This window comes from Bradyrhizobium sp. DOA1 (assembly GCF_001593325.1).
Lineage (GTDB): Bacteria > Pseudomonadota > Alphaproteobacteria > Rhizobiales > Xanthobacteraceae > Bradyrhizobium.
This window is the reverse complement of sequence record NZ_JXJM01000001.1, coordinates 6,919,932-6,938,057: the sequence shown is the minus strand read 5'-3', so window position 1 is coordinate 6,938,057 and position 18,126 is coordinate 6,919,932. Positions and strand designations below refer to the sequence as shown.

The 18,126-nt window shown below is 65.8% G+C and carries 15 protein-coding genes and 1 pseudogene; 9 read left to right on the top strand and 7 right to left on the bottom strand.

Going from position 1 to position 18,126, the window contains the following annotated elements; translation table 11 throughout:
• The first annotated feature begins 6 nt into the window (after nucleotides 1-6).
• Genes pheS through SE91_RS32130 form a run of 3 tightly spaced genes read left to right on the top strand, consistent with a single transcriptional unit; the run spans nucleotide 7 to nucleotide 4,281 of the window.
• Entirely contained in the window at nucleotides 7-1,089 is a 1,083-nt protein-coding gene (pheS, locus tag SE91_RS32140; RefSeq protein WP_061850516.1) for a phenylalanine--tRNA ligase subunit alpha, read from the top strand.
• Nucleotides 1,086-3,494 (top strand): phenylalanine--tRNA ligase subunit beta, encoded by a 2,409-nt coding sequence (gene pheT, locus SE91_RS32135; protein WP_061850515.1) that lies wholly within the window; start codon nucleotides 1,086-1,088, stop codon nucleotides 3,492-3,494. Before pheS ends, pheT begins: the two co-directional genes overlap by 4 nt.
• Before the next feature lie 16 nt (nucleotides 3,495-3,510).
• Nucleotides 3,511-4,281 carry a sulfite exporter TauE/SafE family protein gene (locus SE91_RS32130; RefSeq protein ID WP_061850514.1) on the top strand — a complete coding sequence of 257 codons (771 nt, stop codon included), beginning with the start codon at nucleotides 3,511-3,513 and terminating at the stop codon, nucleotides 4,279-4,281.
• A 186-nt stretch (nucleotides 4,282-4,467) separates the two neighbouring features.
• On the opposite strand, the gene SE91_RS32125 is transcribed toward SE91_RS32130, so the two are convergent.
• Entirely contained in the window at nucleotides 4,468-5,856 is a 1,389-nt protein-coding gene (locus tag SE91_RS32125; protein WP_061850513.1) for a flavin monoamine oxidase family protein, read from the bottom strand.
• A 192-nt stretch (nucleotides 5,857-6,048) separates the two neighbouring features.
• Here SE91_RS32125 and SE91_RS32120 point away from each other — a divergent pair, with 192 nt between their 5' ends.
• Nucleotides 6,049-7,026, top strand: a complete 978-nt coding sequence (locus SE91_RS32120; RefSeq protein WP_061850512.1) for a YiiX/YebB-like N1pC/P60 family cysteine hydrolase — start codon at nucleotides 6,049-6,051, stop codon at nucleotides 7,024-7,026.
• Between the two features lie 100 nt (nucleotides 7,027-7,126).
• Here SE91_RS32120 and SE91_RS32115 read toward each other — a convergent pair whose 3' ends face one another.
• On the bottom strand, nucleotides 7,127-7,402 hold the full coding sequence (locus SE91_RS32115; RefSeq protein ID WP_061850511.1) for a metal-sensitive transcriptional regulator: 276 nt from the start codon (nucleotides 7,400-7,402) through the stop codon (nucleotides 7,127-7,129).
• Nucleotides 7,403-7,466: 64 nt separating this feature from the next.
• Between SE91_RS32115 and SE91_RS32110 the strand changes: the two are divergent.
• The 3 genes and pseudogenes from SE91_RS32110 (at nucleotide 7,467) to SE91_RS32100 (ending at nucleotide 11,516) form a co-directional block, all read left to right on the top strand.
• A pseudogene (locus tag SE91_RS32110) lies at nucleotides 7,467-9,930 on the top strand (heavy metal translocating P-type ATPase).
• 55 nt (nucleotides 9,931-9,985) lie between these two features.
• Nucleotides 9,986-10,432 (top strand): nickel-responsive transcriptional regulator NikR, encoded by a 447-nt coding sequence (gene nikR, locus SE91_RS32105; RefSeq protein WP_061851432.1) that lies wholly within the window; start codon nucleotides 9,986-9,988, stop codon nucleotides 10,430-10,432.
• A 343-nt stretch (nucleotides 10,433-10,775) separates the two neighbouring features.
• Entirely contained in the window at nucleotides 10,776-11,516 is a 741-nt protein-coding gene (locus SE91_RS32100; protein WP_061850510.1) for a sulfate transporter family protein, read from the top strand.
• Nucleotides 11,517-11,522: 6 nt separating this feature from the next.
• Here SE91_RS32100 and SE91_RS32095 read toward each other — a convergent pair whose 3' ends face one another.
• The 3 genes from SE91_RS32095 to nth are packed head-to-tail and all read right to left on the bottom strand — an operon-like array spanning nucleotide 11,523 to nucleotide 15,061.
• A complete protein-coding gene (locus tag SE91_RS32095; RefSeq protein ID WP_061850509.1) occupies nucleotides 11,523-13,154 on the bottom strand; it encodes an MFS transporter in 1,632 nt (543 codons plus the stop codon).
• The gene (locus tag SE91_RS32090) at nucleotides 13,141-14,277 is read right to left on the bottom strand and encodes an HlyD family secretion protein (RefSeq protein WP_061850508.1); all 1,137 of its coding nucleotides are present in this window, start codon (nucleotides 14,275-14,277) and stop codon (nucleotides 13,141-13,143) included. Before SE91_RS32090 ends, SE91_RS32095 begins: the two co-directional genes overlap by 14 nt.
• A 31-nt stretch (nucleotides 14,278-14,308) precedes the next feature.
• The gene (gene nth, locus SE91_RS32085; protein ID WP_061850507.1) at nucleotides 14,309-15,061 is read right to left on the bottom strand and encodes an endonuclease III; all 753 of its coding nucleotides are present in this window, start codon (nucleotides 15,059-15,061) and stop codon (nucleotides 14,309-14,311) included.
• A 22-nt stretch (nucleotides 15,062-15,083) separates the two neighbouring features.
• On the opposite strand from nth, the gene SE91_RS32080 reads away from it, so the two are divergent.
• Nucleotides 15,084-15,617 (top strand): DUF2244 domain-containing protein, encoded by a 534-nt coding sequence (locus SE91_RS32080; protein WP_061850506.1) that lies wholly within the window; start codon nucleotides 15,084-15,086, stop codon nucleotides 15,615-15,617.
• 56 nt (nucleotides 15,618-15,673) lie between these two features.
• Nucleotides 15,674-16,570, top strand: a complete 897-nt coding sequence (locus SE91_RS32075) for a methylated-DNA--[protein]-cysteine S-methyltransferase (RefSeq protein WP_061850505.1) — start codon at nucleotides 15,674-15,676, stop codon at nucleotides 16,568-16,570.
• Between the two features lie 134 nt (nucleotides 16,571-16,704).
• On the opposite strand, the gene SE91_RS32070 is transcribed toward SE91_RS32075, so the two are convergent.
• The gene (locus tag SE91_RS32070) at nucleotides 16,705-17,328 is read right to left on the bottom strand and encodes a 2,3-bisphosphoglycerate-dependent phosphoglycerate mutase (protein WP_061850504.1); all 624 of its coding nucleotides are present in this window, start codon (nucleotides 17,326-17,328) and stop codon (nucleotides 16,705-16,707) included.
• Nucleotides 17,329-17,409: 81 nt separating this feature from the next.
• On the bottom strand, nucleotides 17,410-18,126 hold a 717-nt coding region (gene dapB / locus SE91_RS32065), incomplete at its 5' end, for a 4-hydroxy-tetrahydrodipicolinate reductase (protein WP_063921330.1).

The following is an 18,126-nucleotide window of genomic DNA, read 5'->3' as shown; positions in this document are numbered from 1 at the left end:
ATTGCCATGACCGATCTTGCCCAGCTTCAAGCCCAGATCATCGCCGACATCGCCGCGGCCACCGACGAGGCCGCGCTCGAGGCCGTGCGCGTCGCAACGCTCGGCAAGAAGGGCTCGATCTCAGCCTTGCTCGCCACGCTCGGCAAGATGTCGCCGGACGAGCGCAAGACGCAAGGCGCCGCGATCAACCAGGCCAAGGACGAGGTCACCGGGGCAATCGCAGCAAGGCGCGACGTGCTGAAGTCGGCCGCACTCGATGCGCGGCTCGCCGCCGAAACCGTCGACGTCACCCTGCCGCTGCGCGATGCCGCGGCGGAGGCCGGCCGCATCCACCCGCTGAGCCAGGTCTGGGACGAGCTGACCACCATCTTCGCCGACATGGGTTTCTCGGTCGCCGAAGGCCCCGATATCGAGACCGACGATTACAATTTCACCAAGCTGAACTTCCCGGAAGGCCATCCGGCGCGCGAGATGCACGACACGTTCTTCTTCCATCCGAAGGAGGACGGCTCGCGCATGCTGCTGCGAACCCACACCTCGCCGGTGCAGGTGCGCACCATGCTGAGCCAGAAGCCGCCGATCCGCGTGATCTGCCCGGGCCGCACCTACCGCATCGATTCGGATGCGACCCACACGCCGCAATTCCACCAGGTCGAAGGCCTCGTCATCGACAAGACCTCTCATCTCGGCCACCTCAAATGGATCCTGCACGAGTTCTGCAAGGCGTTCTTCGAGGTCGACCACATCAACATGCGCTTCCGCCCGTCGTTCTTCCCGTTCACCGAGCCGTCGCTGGAAGTCGACATCCAGTGTCGCCGCGACAAGGGCGAGATCCGTTTCGGCGAGGGCGAGGACTGGCTGGAGATTCTCGGCTGCGGCATGGTGCACCCGAACGTGCTGCGCGCCTGCGGCATCGATCCCGACGAGTATCAGGGCTTTGCCTGGGGCATGGGCATCGACCGCATCGCCATGCTGAAATACGGCATCGCCGATCTGCGCCAGCTGTTCGACAGCGACGTCCGCTGGCTGTCCCATTACGGCTTCAAGCCGCTCGAAGTGCCAACGCTTGCCGGAGGGCTGAGCTCGTGAAATTCACCCTCTCCTGGCTGAAGGATCATCTCGACACCGACGAGGCGCTGGAAAAGCTCGCCGAGAAGCTCACCATGATCGGGCTCGAGGTCGAGAACATCGAGGACAAGGCGAAGGCGCTCAAGCCTTTCACCATCGCGAAGGTGATCTCGGCCGAGCAGCATCCCAACGCCGATCGCCTGCGGGTCTGCATGGTCGACACCGGCGACGGTGGCGCGCCGGTGCAGGTCGTGTGCGGCGCGCCGAATGCGCGCGCCGGCCTCGTCAGCGTCTTCTCGCCGCCGGGCACCTACATTCCCGGCAAGGACATCACGCTCGGTGTCGGCACCATTCGCGGCGTCGAGAGCCGCGGCATGCTCTGCTCGGCGGCGGAGCTGCAGATCTCCAACGACCACGACGGCATCATGGAATTGCCGGCGGACGCCCCGATCGGCACCGGCTATGCCGAATGGGCCGCGCTCGGCGATCCCGTGGTCGAGATCAATCTGACACCGAACCGGCAGGACTGCACTGGCGTGCACGGCATCGCGCGCGACCTTGCCGCGGCCGACATGGGCAAGTTCAGGGATCCCACGATCAAGCCGATCAAGGGCGAATTCCCCTGCCCGGTGAAGGTTACGGTCGACGATTCCACGCTGTGCCCGGGCTTCGCGCTCCGCCTTGTGCGCGGCGTCAAGAACAAGCCGTCGCCGGAATGGCTGCAGAAGCGGCTGACTGCGATCGGGCTGCGCCCGATCAACGCGCTGGTCGACATCACCAACTTCATGACCTTCGATCGCGCGCGACCGCTGCACGTGTTCGATGCCAAGAAGGTGACGGGCAATCTCGTCGTGCGTCGCGCGCGTGAAGGCGAGAGCCTGCTGGCGCTCGACGGCCGTACCTACAATCTCGATCCCTCGATCTGCGTGATCGCCGACGAGCACGGCGTCGAATCGCTCGCCGGCATCATGGGCGGCGAGGCCTCGGGCTGCGACGATGATACCACCGACGTGCTGATCGAATCGGCGTTGTGGAACGAAATCAACATCGCGCAGACCGGCCGCAAGCTCGGCATCAATTCGGACGCCCGCTACCGCTTCGAGCGCGGCGTCGATCCGGCCTTCATGGTGCCGGGCCTGGAGCTCGCGACCAGGCTGGTGATGGAGATGTGCGGTGGCGCGCCGTCCGAGACATTCGTGGTCGGCAAGACCTTCGGCGACGACCGCCTGATCGAATTCCCGGTCACCGAGGTCAAGCGCCTGTCCGGCATCGAGGTGCCGCAAATCGAGATGAAGCGCATCCTGAGCCATCTCGGCTTCATGATGGCAGGCCCCGGCCCAGTCGTGAAGGTGGCGGTGCCGTCCTGGCGCTCCGACGTGCACGGCAAGGCCGACATCGTCGAGGAGATCGTGCGCATCTTCGGTGTCGACAAGGTGCCGATGACGCCGTTCGAACGCGGCGAGGACGCGCGCAAGCCGGTGCTGACCCCGCTCCAGCTCCGCACCCGCCGCGCGCGGCGGGCGCTCGCAAGCCGCGGCATGGTCGAGGCCGTGACGTGGTCGTTCATCGCAAAGCCTGCGGCCCAATTGTTCGGCGGCGGGCAGCGCGAGCTGGAAGTGGCCAATCCGATCGCCTCGGACCTGTCGGACATGCGCCCGACCCTGTTGGCCGGCCTGATCGCCGCGGCGCAGGCCAATGCCGATCGCGGCTTTGGCGATGTCGTGCTGTTCGAGGTCGGCCAATTGTTCAAGGGCGACCGCCCGCAGGATCAGTTCATGGCGGCAAGCGGCGTACGCCGCGGCCTTTCCTCCTCTGAAGGTCTGGGACGGCACTGGTCCGGCTCGGCGCAGGCCGACGTGTTCGATGTCAAGGCCGACGCACTAGCAGTGCTGGCTGCCGCCGGTGCGCCGATGCAGGCGCTGCAGATCGTCGCCGGCGGACCCGGCTGGCTGCATCCGGGGCGCTCCGGCACGATCCAGATCGGCCCGCAAAACGTGCTCGGCCATTTCGGCGAGATGCACCCGCGTGCGCTGGAAGCGCTCGGCGCCGACGGCCCGCTGATGGTATTTGAGGTGATCCTCGATCGCATTCCCGAGGCCAAGAAGAAGCCGACCCGCGCCAAGCCCCTGATCGAGCTCTCGGCATTCCAGCCCGTCTCGCGCGACTTTGCCTTCATCGTCGACCGCACGGTGAAGGCGGGCGACATCGTACGCGCCGCGCAGGGCGTCGACAAGAAGCTGATCACCGGCGTCAACGTCTTCGACGTCTACGAGGGCAAGGGCATCGATGACGGCAAGAAGTCGATCGCGATCGCGGTGACGCTCCAGCCCCGCGAGAAGACGCTGACGGACCAGGAGATCGAGGCTGTCGGCACCAAGATCGTGGCCGAGGTCACGAAGAAGACGGGCGGCGTCTTGCGAGCATGATGCCGAAGAACGGAGCATGAGTCTCACCGACTTTCTCCCGAAGGACGTCAGCCTCACCATTGCGATGGCGCTCTGCGCCGTCGCTTTCGTTTCGGGCACCGCGCGCGGCTTCTCCGGCTTCGGCTCGGCGCTCATCTTCATGCCGCTTGCGAGCAGCATCGCGGCGCCGCGGCTGGTTGCCGCCCTGCTGCTCGTGATCGATTTCGTCGCGGCCGCGCCGCTGTTGCCCGATGCGTGGCGCAAGGCGGACCGCAAAGCCACCGCCGTGATCGTGCTGGGCGCCCTGATCGGCGTGCCCGTCGGCACCTATTTCCTCAGCGTGCTCGAACCCGTCACCACGCGCTGGATCATCTCCTGCTTCGTCGCGGCGCTGCTGCTTCTGCTGCTGTCGGGCTGGCGATATCGCGGCAAGGACCACGCCTGGCTCTCGGTCGGCATCGGCGGCCTCTCGGGCTTTTGCAGCGGCCTGGCGCAGACCGGCGGCCCGCCGATCGTCGGCTATTGGCTCGGCCGCCCGATCGCGCCGATCGTCGCGCGCGCCAACATCGTGCTGTTCTTCGGCGCGTCGGATTTCTTCTCGATGGTCAGCTACGCCACCACGGGCCTGATCTCCCGGGAGTCGCTCGTGCTATCACTGATCGTCGGTCCGGTCTATGCGCTCGGCGTCGCCTTCGGCGCCTCCCTGTTCGGCCGCGCCAGCGAGACAGTGTTTCGTCGTATTTGTTATGCGCTGATCGCGATAGCTGTGATCACCGGACTGCCGGTGCTGGACGGGGTGTTGCGCTAGCTTCCCAATGTCGTCCTGGCGGAAAGCCAGAACCCACTAACCCAGTCAGTGCTCGTAGCGCGGATTGATAACTCCGAATCTTCGCCAAACCTCTCCCTTTGGTTATGGGTCCCGGATCGGCGCGCGCCTTGAGGCGCGCTTGTCCGGGACGACAGCGGAGTTTGTTGCGGATAGGTTGCTTCTATCCTACTGCCGCGGCGCCCGCCGCTTCTTCGTTGACTGCGTCGGCACGTCCGCCGGATCGTCTCTGAGCGCGCCGATCTTGCGGAGCGCGGCGTCCGCGGCGCGTTCGCCGCTTTCCCAGGCCCCGTCAACGGTGCCCCAGAGCGTCTCGTGCGTGGCTTCGCCGGCGAGGAACATGTTGCCGATCGGCTCCGCCAGAATTTTTCGCGAGAGCTGGCCGCCGGGCGAGGATGCCGACATTGCGCCCATCACATAGGGTGAGGCATTCCAGCGCGTCGCGCTGGTTTTCTGCACGGCGGCCGCAGCCTCGCTGCCGAACAGCTTCGTGATCCACTCCTTGGCGAAGGCCGCCATCGCCTTCTCGCCCTGCTCGGAGAGATCGCGGCCGAACGAGCCGCCGACATCGATGGAGCACAGCGAGGAGCCGCCGATATTGGCGTACATCAGCGCGGTGCGCGTCGAATTGCTCTGCTCGATGAGAATGTCGTCGCGCGCAAGCCCGAGCGGATTGCGCGGCAGCTGCAGCACGATGTGATCGTAGCTGCCGAGGCTGAGCTTCGAGGCCGCATCCAGCGTGCGCTTGGGGATGTCTGGCGCAAACTTGATTGCGCCCGACATCAACACGTTGGTCGAGACCGTGACGATGGCGGCGCGGGCGACGATCTTGCCGCTGAGCGTCTCTACCGCCACGTCGCGATTGCTCCAGACGATCCGGCTCGCTGGCGTCGCCAGCGCCACCGGCGCCTGCTCGCCGAGTTTTGCGATCAGGGTCCCCAGACCCTGGCGGCAGGCGATCGCGCCGGTGCGGTCCTGCGCGCGGGCCTTGTCGATCGCCGACAGCTCCTTCAGATCCTTGCCGGCAAAGCCAGCGCCCAGCATGAATTCGGCCGCGCCGGCCCAGTCGCCGAGATCCTTCGGCAGCACGGAGGCGCAGGACGTATCCAGCTTGCCGCGCGCGGCCTCGTCGATGGCGCGGTTGGCCCGGACCAAAGCGGCCAGGAATTCCTCGGTCTCGCCAGCGCGCGCGTTGCGGCGGCCGATGCGCATCTTCTGGCCCGAGGGCGCCGGCAGCACGTCGAGACCCGCGCTCCGCGCCAGGCGGATCATCGGATTGGTCTCGGGATTGTGCATCCAGCGTGCACCGCGGTCGAACGGCACGTCGAAGGTCCTGCTGTCCGTGATGCAGCGCCCGCCGATCTCGCCTGCGGCTTCCACCACCACGACCTTGCGGTTCGCGGCCATGATGCGCCGCGCCGCGGCAATGCCCGCCGCCCCCGCGCCGATCACGACGATGTCGGCCTCGCGCGGGAGGGGGGCGGCGGTTGCGCGCAGGACCGGCATCGCGGCAAGAGCCGCCGACGCCGAAAGGAAGCTGCGGCGCGTGATTGTCATGTCATGGTTTCCGGGGACTTGCGACGAACGGGAACAGCCCGCGAACCTTGCCGTATCCGATGTTGCGCAGCAACCGTCATGGTGAATCAATCGTGCTTGATCTCACAGAGTGATGAACCGAATTGCAACACGTTTCGACCATGATAGAGAAGGGAAAAAGACGGCCGGAAAAGGCCGTGGGGGGAGTGTGTGATGGGGACGGTCCTGGACTCAGTCGGCAAGCTGATTGCCGCGTACCTCTCGAAGGAGGTGCCGGGCTACGAGCCGTTCACTCCGAGCGACCCGGAGCACCTGCGCGGCGTCGTCGAGGCCGGCGACGTGCTGCTGGTCGAAGGCAACAACCGCATCTCCGGCATCATCAAATATCTGACGCAGTCGACATGGTCGCATGCGGCGCTCTATGTCGGCCCGATCGAGGGCGCGGAAGAGCCGGACGGCGAGCCGCATGTGCTGATCGAGGCCAATATCGGCGAGGGCGTCACCTCTGCACCGCTGTCGAAATACTTCCCCTATCACACCCGCCTCTGCCGCCCGGTCGGGCTGTCGTACGAGGACCGCACCACGGTGTGCCGCTATGCGATCAACCGCATCGGCTTCGGCTACGACACCAAGAACATCGTCGATCTCATGCGCTACCTGTTCCCGCTGCCGATACCGCAGCGCTGGCGGCGGCGCATGATCGCGCTCGGTTCGGGCGACCCGACCAAGATCATCTGCTCCGCCTTGATCGCGCAGGCGTTCGACGCCGTGCGCTATCCAATCCTGCCGAAGATCACCAAGGCCGGCAGCCGGGCCGCCCGCCGCGAGATCCTGCACATCCGCGATTCCTCGCTCTACATGCCCCGCGACTTCGACATCTCGCCCTATTTCGAAGTCGTCAAACCCACCATCGTGAACGGCTTCGACTACACAGCCTTGCACTGGGCCGACAAGCAAAAGCCGCTCGAGGAGGTAGCGGGCACTTTCAGTGTGTTTCCAGAAACGCTCCGTGCGCCGCCGCTTGTTCCTGAAGCGATTGACGAGGAGGCGTCGGCTGCGATTCCGGCTGAAGAAGTGAGCGCCAAGCGCGCGCCGGCCAGCGCCGCCGCCTCCGAGCATTTTATGCTGCTCAGCGAGCTCGCGGCGTATCGGGCACGCCGCCGCGGAGATATTCGCGAGATCGCGGCATAAGCACAGCTGTCATTGCAAGCGAAGCATTCCAGAATCTTGCCGAGGTCAAACTCTGGATTGCCTCGTCGCTACGCTCCTCGCAATGACGGCGGAGAGAGCGTTACCTTTCCGCCCGCCCGATCACCGCCATCAGCTCCGCGATCTTCTCGCGTTGATCGGCCTTGTCGCCGCTGGCGATCGCGTGCTCGACGCAATGAGCGACGTGGTCCTTCAGGACCTCCTCCTCGACCCGGCGCAGTGCGGCGCGCACCGCCGAGATCTGCGTGACGATGTCGATGCAGTAGCGGTCTTCCTCTACCATTTTCGAGAGGCCGCGAACCTGACCCTCGATCCGGCTGAGACGTTTTCCGACTGATGCCTTGATGTCCTTGCGCATGGGGTCTATATACCCCTACCGGGTATTGGTTGCAAGACCAAGTGGAAGGGCCGGAGCATCGCAAATGAACAACAATGAACACGGGCATCACCACGGGGCGGAAACGCATTCCGGATGCGGCTGTTCCGCGACGGCAGCGTCCCCAGCGGCCAAGCCCGCAACCTCCTCGTGCTGCGGCGGACACGGCGATCATTCCGGACGCGCCCATCATCACGCGCATGACCATGATGATGCTGAAACCAAGGTGAAGGATCCCGTCTGCGGCATGACGGTCGATCCTGCGACGTCGAAGCATCACCTCACACATCACGGCGAGACCTTCCACTTCTGCTCGGCGGGATGCCGCACCAAGTTCGCCGCTGACCCCGCAAAATATCTCGCCAAGGAAAAAGGCGCTCGCGCCCGAGATGCCCGCGGGCACGATCTACACCTGTCCAATGCACCCCGAGATCCGCCAGGTCGGGCCGGGCAGCTGCCCGATCTGCGGCATGGCGCTGGAGCCGGAAGTGGCGAGCCTGGAGACCGGGCCTAATCCGGAGCTCGCGGACATGACGCGGCGGTTCTGGATCGGCGGCGCGCTGGCGTTGCCGGCCGTGGTGCTGGAGATGGGCGGCCATCTCGCAGGTCCCCACAATTGGATCGACCCTACATTGTCGAACTGGATCCAGTTCGCGTTCGCGACGCCCGTGGTGCTGTGGGCCGGCTGGCCGTTCTTCGTGCGCGGCTGGCAATCATTGCTGACGCGCAACCTGAACATGTTCACGCTGATCGCAATGGGTACGGGGGTGGCCTATGTCTATAGCGTCCTCGGCACCATCGCGCCGCAGATATTCCCGGACAATTTCCGCGGCCATGGCGGCGCGGTCGCGGTCTATTTCGAGGCGGCCGCCGTCATTACCGTGCTGGTGCTGCTCGGCCAGGTGCTGGAGCTGCGCGCACGCGACGCGACCTCGGGCGCGATCAAGGCGCTGCTGCAGCTCGCGCCGAAGACCGCGCGCCGCGTCGATGCCGATGGCAGCGAGCATGAGGTCGAGATCGATACGCTTCATGCCGGCGATTCCTTGCGCGTCCGTCCCGGCGAGAAGGTGCCGGTCGACGGCACCATCCTGGAGGGCCGCTCCTCGCTCGATGAATCTCTGGTCACCGGCGAATCCATGCCTGTTACGAAGGAGAGCGGTGCAAAAGTCATCGCCGGCACGCTGAATCAGTCCGGCAGCTTCATCATGCGTGCCGACAAGGTCGGTCGTGAGACGCTGCTGGCGCAGATCGTGCAGATGGTCGCGGACGCGCAGCGCTCCCGTGCGCCGATCCAGCGACTGGCAGATCAGGTCGCCGGCTGGTTCGTGCCCGCCGTGATCGTCGTCGCCATCGCCGCCTTTGCCGCCTGGGCCTGGTTCGGGCCGGAGCCGCGGCTGGCCTTCGGTCTGGTCGCTGCGGTGAGCGTGCTGATCATCGCTTGCCCCTGCGCGCTGGGTCTCGCCACCCCCATGTCGATCATGGTCGGCGTCGGCCGCGGTGCGCAAGCCGGCGTGCTGATCAAGAACGCCGAGGCACTGGAGCGCATGGAGAAGATCGACACGCTGGTGGTCGACAAGACGGGCACGCTGACCGAGGGCAAGCCCAAGGTGGTCTCGATCGCCCCGGCCGCCGGCTTCACGGAAGACGACATCCTGCGCATGGCCGCGAGCGTCGAGCGCGCCAGCGAGCATCCCCTGGCCGATGCCATCGTGCGCGCAGCGAAGGAGAGGCAGCTCACGCCCGCTCAGGTCGAGCAGTTCGATTCGCCGACCGGCAAGGGCGCGACCGGAAAGGTCGAGGGCAAGACCATCGTGCTCGGCAATGCCAAATATCTGACGTCGATCGGCATCGACACCAGGGCGCTCGACACCGAGGCCGAGCGCCTGCGCGGCGACGGCGCGACTGTCATCAACATGGCCGTCGACGGCGCGCTTGCCGGACTGTTCGCGATCGCCGATCCGGTCAAGGCCTCGACGCCGGAGGCGCTGCAGGCGCTCGCGGCCGAAGGCATCAAGGTCATCATGCTGACCGGCGACAACCGCACGACGGCAGAGGCCGTGGCACGCCGGCTTGGCATCGCCGAGGTCGAGGCCGAGGTGCTGCCGGATCAGAAGAGCGCGGTGGTGACCAAGTTGCAGAAGGCCGGCCGCAGCGTCGCGATGGCCGGCGACGGTGTCAACGACGCACCCGCGCTGGCGGCGGCCGAGGTCGGCATCGCCATGGGCACCGGCACGGACGTGGCGATGGAGAGCGCCGGCGTGACCCTGCTCAAGGGCGACCTCACCGGCATCGTGCGAGCGCGAAAGCTGTCGCAGGCGACCATGAGCAACATCCGCCAGAACCTGTTCTTCGCCTTCATCTACAACGCCGCCGGCATTCCGATCGCGGCCGGCATCCTATATCCGGCGTTCGGCCTGCTGCTCTCCCCGATCATCGCCGCGGCGGCAATGGCGCTGTCCTCTGTGAGCGTGGTCGGGAACGCCCTGCGGCTGCGTGCAACGCGGCTATGAGCATCTCAAAATCCGTGTAAAACAGGCTCATGCGACGACCGGCGGAGAGGACCTGATGCAGCGGATTACGATCACGATCGAGGACGACCTCCTGGCGGAGATTGACGCCGCAGCCGAGGCCCGCGGCTATCAAAACCGCTCCGAGATCATTCGAGATCTCGCGCGCGCCGGCCTGCAGCAAAGTACGGAAGACACTGCGCAGACCGGCCAATGCGTCGCCGGCCTCGTCTATGTCTACGATCACGCCGCCCGGGATCTGTCGAAACGCCTGGTGCAGGAATTCCACGGCCATCACGACCTCGCACTGGCGACTCTGCATGTCCATCTCGACGACAACAATTGCATGGAGATGACGGCCCTGCGCGGCGATGCCTCAGAGGTCAAGCATTTCGCCGACCACATCATCGCCGAACGCGGCGTGCGCTACGGCCGCGTGGTGATGATCCCGACGGGGGACGGAAAACCGGCGAAGGGACGCAAGCACGGGCACAGGCACGGATAGATGAATCTTACCTCTCCCTCAACGTAGGGAGATCGCATATGGCATATTGCGCGACATGGGCGCACGCCTCGTCCTTCGAGACGACCGCTTCGCGGTCTCCTCAGGATGAGGCTCAGAACCATCGGTGCGCGCTGAAAGTGGACCCGCGCACGCAGTCCTCATCCTGAGGGCCCGCCAACGGCGGGCGTCTCGAAGGATGGCCACCGGCGAAATCGCCTCAATGTGCGATGCCCTGCCCCAGGGTAGGCCAGATCACGCTACGTTCTCGGCAAACTACCCTCCCTTGCCGAAACCGCTGTGCATCTTTACCTCTCGCGAAGTGTTGATCTGAAAGGGAACCCCCATGCTGGATGCCGCCATCAAGGCGCTGTCGCAAATGATCTCGCCGCCGATGCGCTCGATCCTGTGGCGGTCGATCGGGCTGGCGCTGGTGCTGATCATCGTACTGGCGATCGGCCTGCAGCGGCTGCTCAGCTGGTTTGCGACCTCCGGTGGGGTCTGGCTGGAGGGCCTGCTCGGACCGGGCTGGCATTCGTCGATCGAAGTCCTCTCCTGGATCGTTTCGATCGCGGCGGGCCTCGGCGTGGTGTTCGGCGGCGTCTTCCTGATGCCCGCGATCACCTCGCTGGTGGCGAGCCTGTTCGTTGATGATGTCGCCGACATCGTCGAGCGCGAGCATTATCCCGCCGAGCGGCCCGGCGTGGCGCTGCCGTTCAGCCAGGCGATCTTCGAGGGCGTCAAGACCGCGCTGCTGACGATCCTGATCTATCTGATCGCGCTGCCGCTGGTGCTGTTCGCCGGCGCCGGTTTCCTGATCTTCTTCATCGCCGCGGCCTGGCTGCTAGGCCGCGAATATTTCGAGCTCGCCGCGATGCGCTTTCGCCCACCGGCGGAAGCCAAGGCGATGCGGCGCGACAACGCCGCAACGATCTTCACGGCCGGCCTGTTCATTGCGGCCTTCGTCTCGATCCCGATCGTCAACCTGGCGACGCCGATCTTTGCGATGGCCTTCATGGTGCACATGCACAAGCGCCTGTCCGGCCCGCGGCCCGAGCTGATCGAGCCAGCGCGACAGATGAGGTGACGGTGCTTACGCCGCCGTCACCCCGCATTTGCGCAGGAGCATGCGGGCGAAGCCGAACGGGGCCGGCGTGAACGGGCCCGTCGGGGCGCGGGTGACGAGCGCGAGAACACCGAGCGCGGCCATCGCGAGCCAAAAGCACAGCCAGAAACCGTCGATATAGGCGAGCACATTGGCCTCGCGCTGGACGACGCCCGCGAGCGTGCCGACCGCGCGCGCCTGCGCCGATCCTGTGCCATGGGCCGCGAAATGGTCCGCGAGCTGTTTCAGCCGCTGCATCACATCGGCGTCGCCGACGTTCAGGTTCTGACCGAGATAGAAGGAATGGACCTGCTCGCGCACGCGCAGCCACGTTCCCATCAGCGCGACGCCGATCTCGGCGCCGCCGAGCCGCATGATCTGGATATAGGCGGCAAAGGACGTGGCGCGGCTCGGATCGGAGTTGGACAGCAGCGTGATGATCAGCGGCAGCAAGGTCAGCGACTGCCCGATCGACTGCAGCAGCACGATGCCGATGAAATCCTCGCGCGCCCAGGCGTGGGTGAGCTGCGTGCCCCAGAGATTGGCCGCGGCGAATGAGGCAAATCCCACCACCAGCACCGTGCGCGTATCGAAGTGCCTGAGCAGCCAGATCGAGATCGGCACCAGCACGAACATCGGCAGCGCGCCATAGGTGAGCAGCAGCATGCCGCTCTGCTCCGGTCTCAGCAAGCCGATGGTGCCGAGGAAGTTCGGCACCAGCGAGGCGTTGGACAGGCTGGTCAGTGTGTAGAGCAGGATCAGCACCAGCCCCAAGCCGATGTTGCGCGAGAACAGCACGCTGACATGTGCCCATGGCTGCCTGACCAGGGATTCGTTGACGAGGAAGGCCACGAACAGCGCCGCGCCGCTGGCGAGCAGCGCCATCACCGTGCCGGAGCCGAGCCAGTCCAGCCGGTTGCCCTGATCGAGCCCGGCATAGACCATCGCGACGGAGGCGCCGAGCAGCAGCATGCCGCCCCAATCGGCCTCACGCAGCAGCGCGCGGTTCACCGGCTCGTTCGGCGTGCCCAAATAGACCATCAGGCCCATCAGCGGCGCGATCACCACGCCCTGCCAGTACAGCCATTGCCAGCCGACATGATCGACATAGAAGCCGACCAGCGAGGTCGAGCTGTCCAGAGCGAAGCCGACACGGATCGCATAGATCGAGATGGCCGGCAGCCACCAGCGGATCGGCAGATTGCGGAACACGATCATCAAGGTCGCGGGCACGAAGGTGCCGAGCAGGAGGCCATGCACGACGCTGAGTGAGAGCAGCGTCGTATAGTCGGACACGAACGGGATGATGAACGAGACGGCGGCATAAACGAGGCTGGGGATGCCGAGCACGCGGCGCAGGCCGAACACGGTGGCAAGCCAGGCCACGGCGGGCGCGATGAAGATCTGCGAGCCGATGCCGGCGGTGGAGAGCCAGGCGCCCTCGTCGAAGGAGAGTGAGAACGCGCCGCGCAGGTCCGGCAGGCCGACCGTGGTCAGGCGGCTGTCGAAATTGGCGAGAAACGAGCCGAGCAGCACCGCCGCCACGGCGAAGAGCGGCCGTGGCGTGATGCCGCCACGCGAGAGCGGCTCCTCGCGGCCAGCGTCGTCATTTTCCGCCATTCGCGGCCTTCGTATCGATGCGGGTGACGACCGACATGCCCGGCACCAGCCGCGCCAGCAGCGGCTGGCCATCATCGAACTGGATCCGCACGGGAATGCGCTGCACCACCTTGGTGAAGTTGCCGGTCGCATTGTCCGGCGGCAGCAGCGCCACCTGCGCGCCGGTCGCCGGCGCGATGCGCTCGACCCGGCCGCGCAGCGTCTCGCGCGGGAAACTGTCAACGGTGATCTCGACCGGCTGGCCCGGCCGCACATGCGTGAGCTGCGTCTCCTTGTAGTTCGCGATCACATACACTTTCGGCAGCGGCACCACGTTGATGAGATTGCTGCCGATATTGACATAGTCGCCCGGCTGCACCTGTCGTTCGCCGACGACGCCGTCGAACGGCGCTGTTATCTTGGTATATCCAAGCTTCAGCTTCGCGCTCGCCAGCGTTGCCTTGGCCGCCTCGACATCGGCGGCGCGCTGCTTCCTGTTGCCTTGCAGGACTTCTAGCTGGTGCTGTTGGGCGGCGATCACGGCGCGGCTGGCGCGCACGTCGGCCTGCGCCTTGGCGTAGGCGGCAACCGCCTGCTCGAGCCGCTGCCGCGTGCCGGATTCGGTCTGCGACAACGACTGTTGACGTTCCTGCTCCTGCCTCGCCTCGACTTCCATGGCTTCGGCCGAGAGCCGCGCGGCCTGGGCCTGCGCGATCGTCGCATATTGCAGCTCGATCTGGTTGGCGAGATTGTCGAGCGCGGCTTGCGCGGCAGCCACTGACGCCTCGGCCTGCGCGACCTGCGCCTCGTAATCGGCGGGGTCGATCTGGATCAGGAGATCGCCGGCCTTGACGCGCTGGAAGTCGGTGACGCCTACCTTGAGCACCTCACCCGAGACGCGGCTCGACAGCCGCGTCAGCTCGGCACGGACATAGGCGTCATTGGTGGTCTGCACCACTGCATTGCCGACCCACTCGTCGAAGCGCAGCGTCGCCAGCGCGACGAAGCCGAGCGCAACGATCACCGCGAACAGCGGGATCGCGAGCCGGCTCCAGAGCGAAGGGGCCGGGCGCTGGGTGGGCCTGGGCGGCGGGGCAGGCGCTGCGGTGGGAGGCGAGGACGGAACTTGTTCTTGTTGACTCACGACATGACCCCAAAGCGGACTCGCCGCGATCTCACACGGTCTTCTCCGGCCACCGGCAGAGATCGTTGATCAGGCAGACCTCGCAGCGCGGCTTGCGCGCGAGGCAAGTATAGCGGCCGTGCAGGATCAACCAATGATGAGCGTGCAGCATGAACTCGGCCGGGATCACCTTTTCGAGACCGAGCTCGACTTCGAGCGGTGTCTTGCCCGGCGCAAGTCCAGTGCGGTTGCCGACACGAAAGACGTGCGTGTCGACGGCCATCGTGTGCTCGCCGAAGGCCATGTTGAGCACGACATTCGCCGTCTTGCGGCCGGCGCCGGGCAGCGATTCGATCTCGGCGCGCGTGCGCGGCACCTCGCCGCCGAAATCATTCAGCACCTTGGCAGATAGTGCTATCACGTTCTTCGCCTTGGTGCGATAGAGCCCGATGGTCTTGATGTACTCACGCAGGCGATCCTCGCCGAGATCGAGCATCTTCTGAGGCGTGTCGGCGACCTCGAACAACGCGCGCGTCGCCTTGTTGACGCCGGCATCGGTCGCCTGCGCCGACAGCACCACGGCAACCAGCAGCGTGAACGGATTGACGTGCTCGAGCTCGCCCTTCGGTTCCGGATTGGCCTTGCGGAATCGGCTGAAGGCCTCGTGGACCTCGGCGGGGGTCCAGGGCCTTGTCGCTTTGAGCGATTTTTTGGCCGGGGCATTCGGCTTCGCGACGACCGCTTTTGCCTTTTTCTTCGGCACGGCCGCTTTGCGCGGCGCCGGCTTGCGGGTGATTTTCGCCATGATCGGGATATACTGAGGGACGATGAGCACAGGCAACGAAATTGAGCGCAGCGCTTCTGAAGACCCGCGCGACGTGCGGATCTTCTCCGCGCTGCTGACGCCGCATCGCTCGCTGAACCGCACCGGCTTCCTCGCCGTGATGCTGTTCGTCAGCGTCGTCAGCTTCGTCACGGGCCTGGCCTTCCTGATGATGGGGGCGTGGCCGGTGCTCTTCTTCTTCGGCCTCGACGTTCTCGTGATCTGGTGGGCCTTCAAGGCCAATTTCCGCGCCGCGCGGGCCCGTGAGGAGATCGTGGTGACCCCTTGCGAATTGCGCGTACGCCGCGTCAGCCATCGCGGCCAGGTCGCCGAATGGACGTTCAACCCGCTCTGGGTCCGGCTCGACATGGAGGTCGACGAGGACTTTGGCATCGAGCATCTCTATCTGATCTCGCGCGGCCACCAGATCCAGATCGCCCGCTTCCTCGGCCCGGAAGAAAAAGCAAGCTTTTACAAAGGCTTGGTTGAGGCCCTGAACGCCGCCAGGCGCGGCCCGACCTACAATCCGGTGAGCTGATCGGCGGGTCGGAAATCGGGTGGTTTCGCTCCCCGGCCGCGCCTACATTTCCGGTCATGATGACACTCGCGATACATGACCAGCGCCTGGCCAAGCCGGGCCCCCAGAACGCCGCACTGCGCGACTATGATTCCGTGCGCCGGGCGATCGCGTTCATCTCGGAGAACTGGCGCGCGCAGCCGACCATCGAGGCGATGGCGGATGCGGCCGGCGTCACGCCGGATGAGCTGCACCAACTGTTCCGCCGCTGGGCCTCGATCACGCCGAAGGCGTTCATGCAGGCGCTCACTCTGGACCACGCCAAGGGGCTGCTGCGGGATTCCGCCAGCATCCTCGATGCAGCCCTCGACTCCGGCCTGTCGGGTCCCGGCCGCCTGCACGATCTCTTCGTCACCCACGAGGCGATGTCGCCGGGCGAATGGAAGAACGGCGGCGCCGGTTTGACGCTGCGCTACGGCTTCCATCCCTCGCCGTTCGGCACCGCGATCGTCATCGCCACCGACCGTGGATTGTCAGGCCTGGCCTTCGCCGATCATGGCGAGGAGAAGATTGCGCTCGCCGACATGACACGGCGCTGGCCGAACGCGACCTATGTCGAGGATCACGAAGGCACCGCACCGCTCGCAGCGCGCATCTTCGATTCGAAACTATGGCGGCCAGACCAGCCGCTGCGGGTGGTCCTGATCGGCACCGATTTCGAGGTGCGGGTGTGGGAGACGCTGCTGAGGATTCCGATGGGCCGCGCGGTGTCCTATTCCGACATCGCCTGCAACATCAACAGCCCGAAGGCCTCGCGCGCCGTTGGAGCCGCGGTCGGCAAGAACCCGGTCTCGTTCGTCGTCCCCTGCCACCGCGCACTCGGCAAGAGCGGCACGCTCACGGGCTATCACTGGGGCATCACCCGCAAGCAGGCGATGCTGGGCTGGGAAGCCGGGCGGCTGGGATTGCAGTAAGTGTGCAACGAGCACACTGGCGTAGGGTGGGCAAAGGCGCATAGCACCGTGCCCACCATCTCTCTCAAGTCGCTGACGGCGCGTGGGCACGCTACGCTTTGCCCACCCTACGGCAACGTGCTCTTGGCGAAAGCCTAGCCCGCCAGATCCAGCTTCGAGGCCACCGTCGAATCCGCATTCAAGCGGTAGATGATCGGCACGCCGGTCGCGAGCTCGCGCTTCAGGATGCCTTCGGGCGAGAGCTTTTCCAGCACCATGATCAGTGCGCGCAGCGAGTTGCCGTGGGCGGCAACCAGGGTGCGCTTGCCGTTGAGCACGCCGGGCAGGATTTCCTGCACGTAGTACGGCAGCGCGCGCGCGAGCGTGTCCTTCAGGCTTTCGCCGCCGGGCGGCGGCACGTCGTAGGAGCGGCGCCAGATCAGCACCTGGTCCTCGCCCCATTTCTTGCGGGCGTCATCCTTGTTGAGACCGGAGAGATCGCCATAGTCGCGCTCGTTCAGCGCGAGGTCCTTCGAGGTCGGCAGGCCCTCCTGGCCGAGCTCGCCGAGGATGAGGTCGAGCGTATGCTGCGCGCGCGTCAGCACCGAGGTGTAGGCGACGTCGAACTCAAGTCCCTGCGCCTTCAATTTGCGGCCAGCTTCGGTGGCTTCCTTGACGCCGAGTTCGGTGAGGTCAGGGTCCTTCCAGCCCGTGAACAGGTTCTTCAGATTCCATTCGCTCTGGCCGTGGCGCACGAGCACGAGAAGACGTTCGCTCATCAACTGCTTTCCGTTACCGTTGTCGTTTGAGCATGATCTGATCGGAAAACCGCTTCACACTTTTCCGGATCATGCTCTGGTTCAGATGTCAGACAGGCCGAGCACGTCGGCCATGGAGTAGTGTCCCGGCTTCTTGCCATGCGCCCACAGCGCCGCCTTCAGCGCGCCATGGGCGAACAGCATGCGGTCCTCGGCCTGATGCGATAGCGTCAGGCGCTCGAACGGCCCGAGGAAGGTGACGCTGTGATCGCCGGCCACCGTGCCGCCGCGCAAGGAGGCAAAGCCGATGTGGCCCGGCCGACGCGCGCCGGTGATGCCGTCACGACCACGCTCGGAATGGTCATCGAGGGTGACGCCGCGGCCGGCGGCCGCCGCCTGGCCGAGCATCAGCGCCGTGCCGGAGGGTGCGTCGACTTTCATGCGGTGATGGGTCTCGACGATCTCGATGTCGAAAGTCGGGTCGAGCGCCTTGGCAACGCGCTTGACCACGGCGGCCAGCAGATTGACGCCGAGGCTCATATTGCCGGATTGCACCACGATGGCGCGGTTGGTGACGCTCTTGATCACGGCATTGTCGGAGCCCGACAGCCCGGTCGTGCCGACGACATGCACGATGCCGCGCTCGGCGGCGATCGCGACATTGGCGATGGTCGCCGCGGGCACGGTGAAGTCGAGGATGCCGTCGGCCTCCTTCGACATCGCCCAGAGATCGGCTGAGAGCTTGATGCCGTTGGCCGGCAGGCCCGCGAGCACGCCGGCATCCTTGCCGAGCAGCTCCGAGCCCGGCGCCTCCAGCGC

Coding starts and splice junctions, on each gene's coding strand:
- SE91_RS32100 (WP_061850510.1), top strand. CDS start 10,776: ATGCTGGATGCCGCCATCAAGGCGCTGTCGCAAATGATCTCGCCGCCG.
- SE91_RS32115 (WP_061850511.1), bottom strand. CDS start 7,402: ATGCGCAAGGACATCAAGGCATCAGTCGGAAAACGTCTCAGCCGGATC.
- SE91_RS32125 (WP_061850513.1), bottom strand. CDS start 5,856: ATGACAATCACGCGCCGCAGCTTCCTTTCGGCGTCGGCGGCTCTTGCC.
- SE91_RS32070 (WP_061850504.1), bottom strand. CDS start 17,328: ATGAGCGAACGTCTTCTCGTGCTCGTGCGCCACGGCCAGAGCGAATGG.
- SE91_RS32080 (WP_061850506.1), top strand. CDS start 15,084: ATGAGCACAGGCAACGAAATTGAGCGCAGCGCTTCTGAAGACCCGCGC.
- SE91_RS32075 (WP_061850505.1), top strand. CDS start 15,674: ATGATGACACTCGCGATACATGACCAGCGCCTGGCCAAGCCGGGCCCC.
- nikR (WP_061851432.1), top strand. CDS start 9,986: ATGCAGCGGATTACGATCACGATCGAGGACGACCTCCTGGCGGAGATT.
- SE91_RS32130 (WP_061850514.1), top strand. CDS start 3,511: ATGAGTCTCACCGACTTTCTCCCGAAGGACGTCAGCCTCACCATTGCG.
- pheS (WP_061850516.1), top strand. CDS start 7: ATGACCGATCTTGCCCAGCTTCAAGCCCAGATCATCGCCGACATCGCC.
- SE91_RS32095 (WP_061850509.1), bottom strand. CDS start 13,154: ATGGCGGAAAATGACGACGCTGGCCGCGAGGAGCCGCTCTCGCGTGGC.
- SE91_RS32120 (WP_061850512.1), top strand. CDS start 6,049: ATGGGGACGGTCCTGGACTCAGTCGGCAAGCTGATTGCCGCGTACCTC.
- nth (WP_061850507.1), bottom strand. CDS start 15,061: ATGGCGAAAATCACCCGCAAGCCGGCGCCGCGCAAAGCGGCCGTGCCG.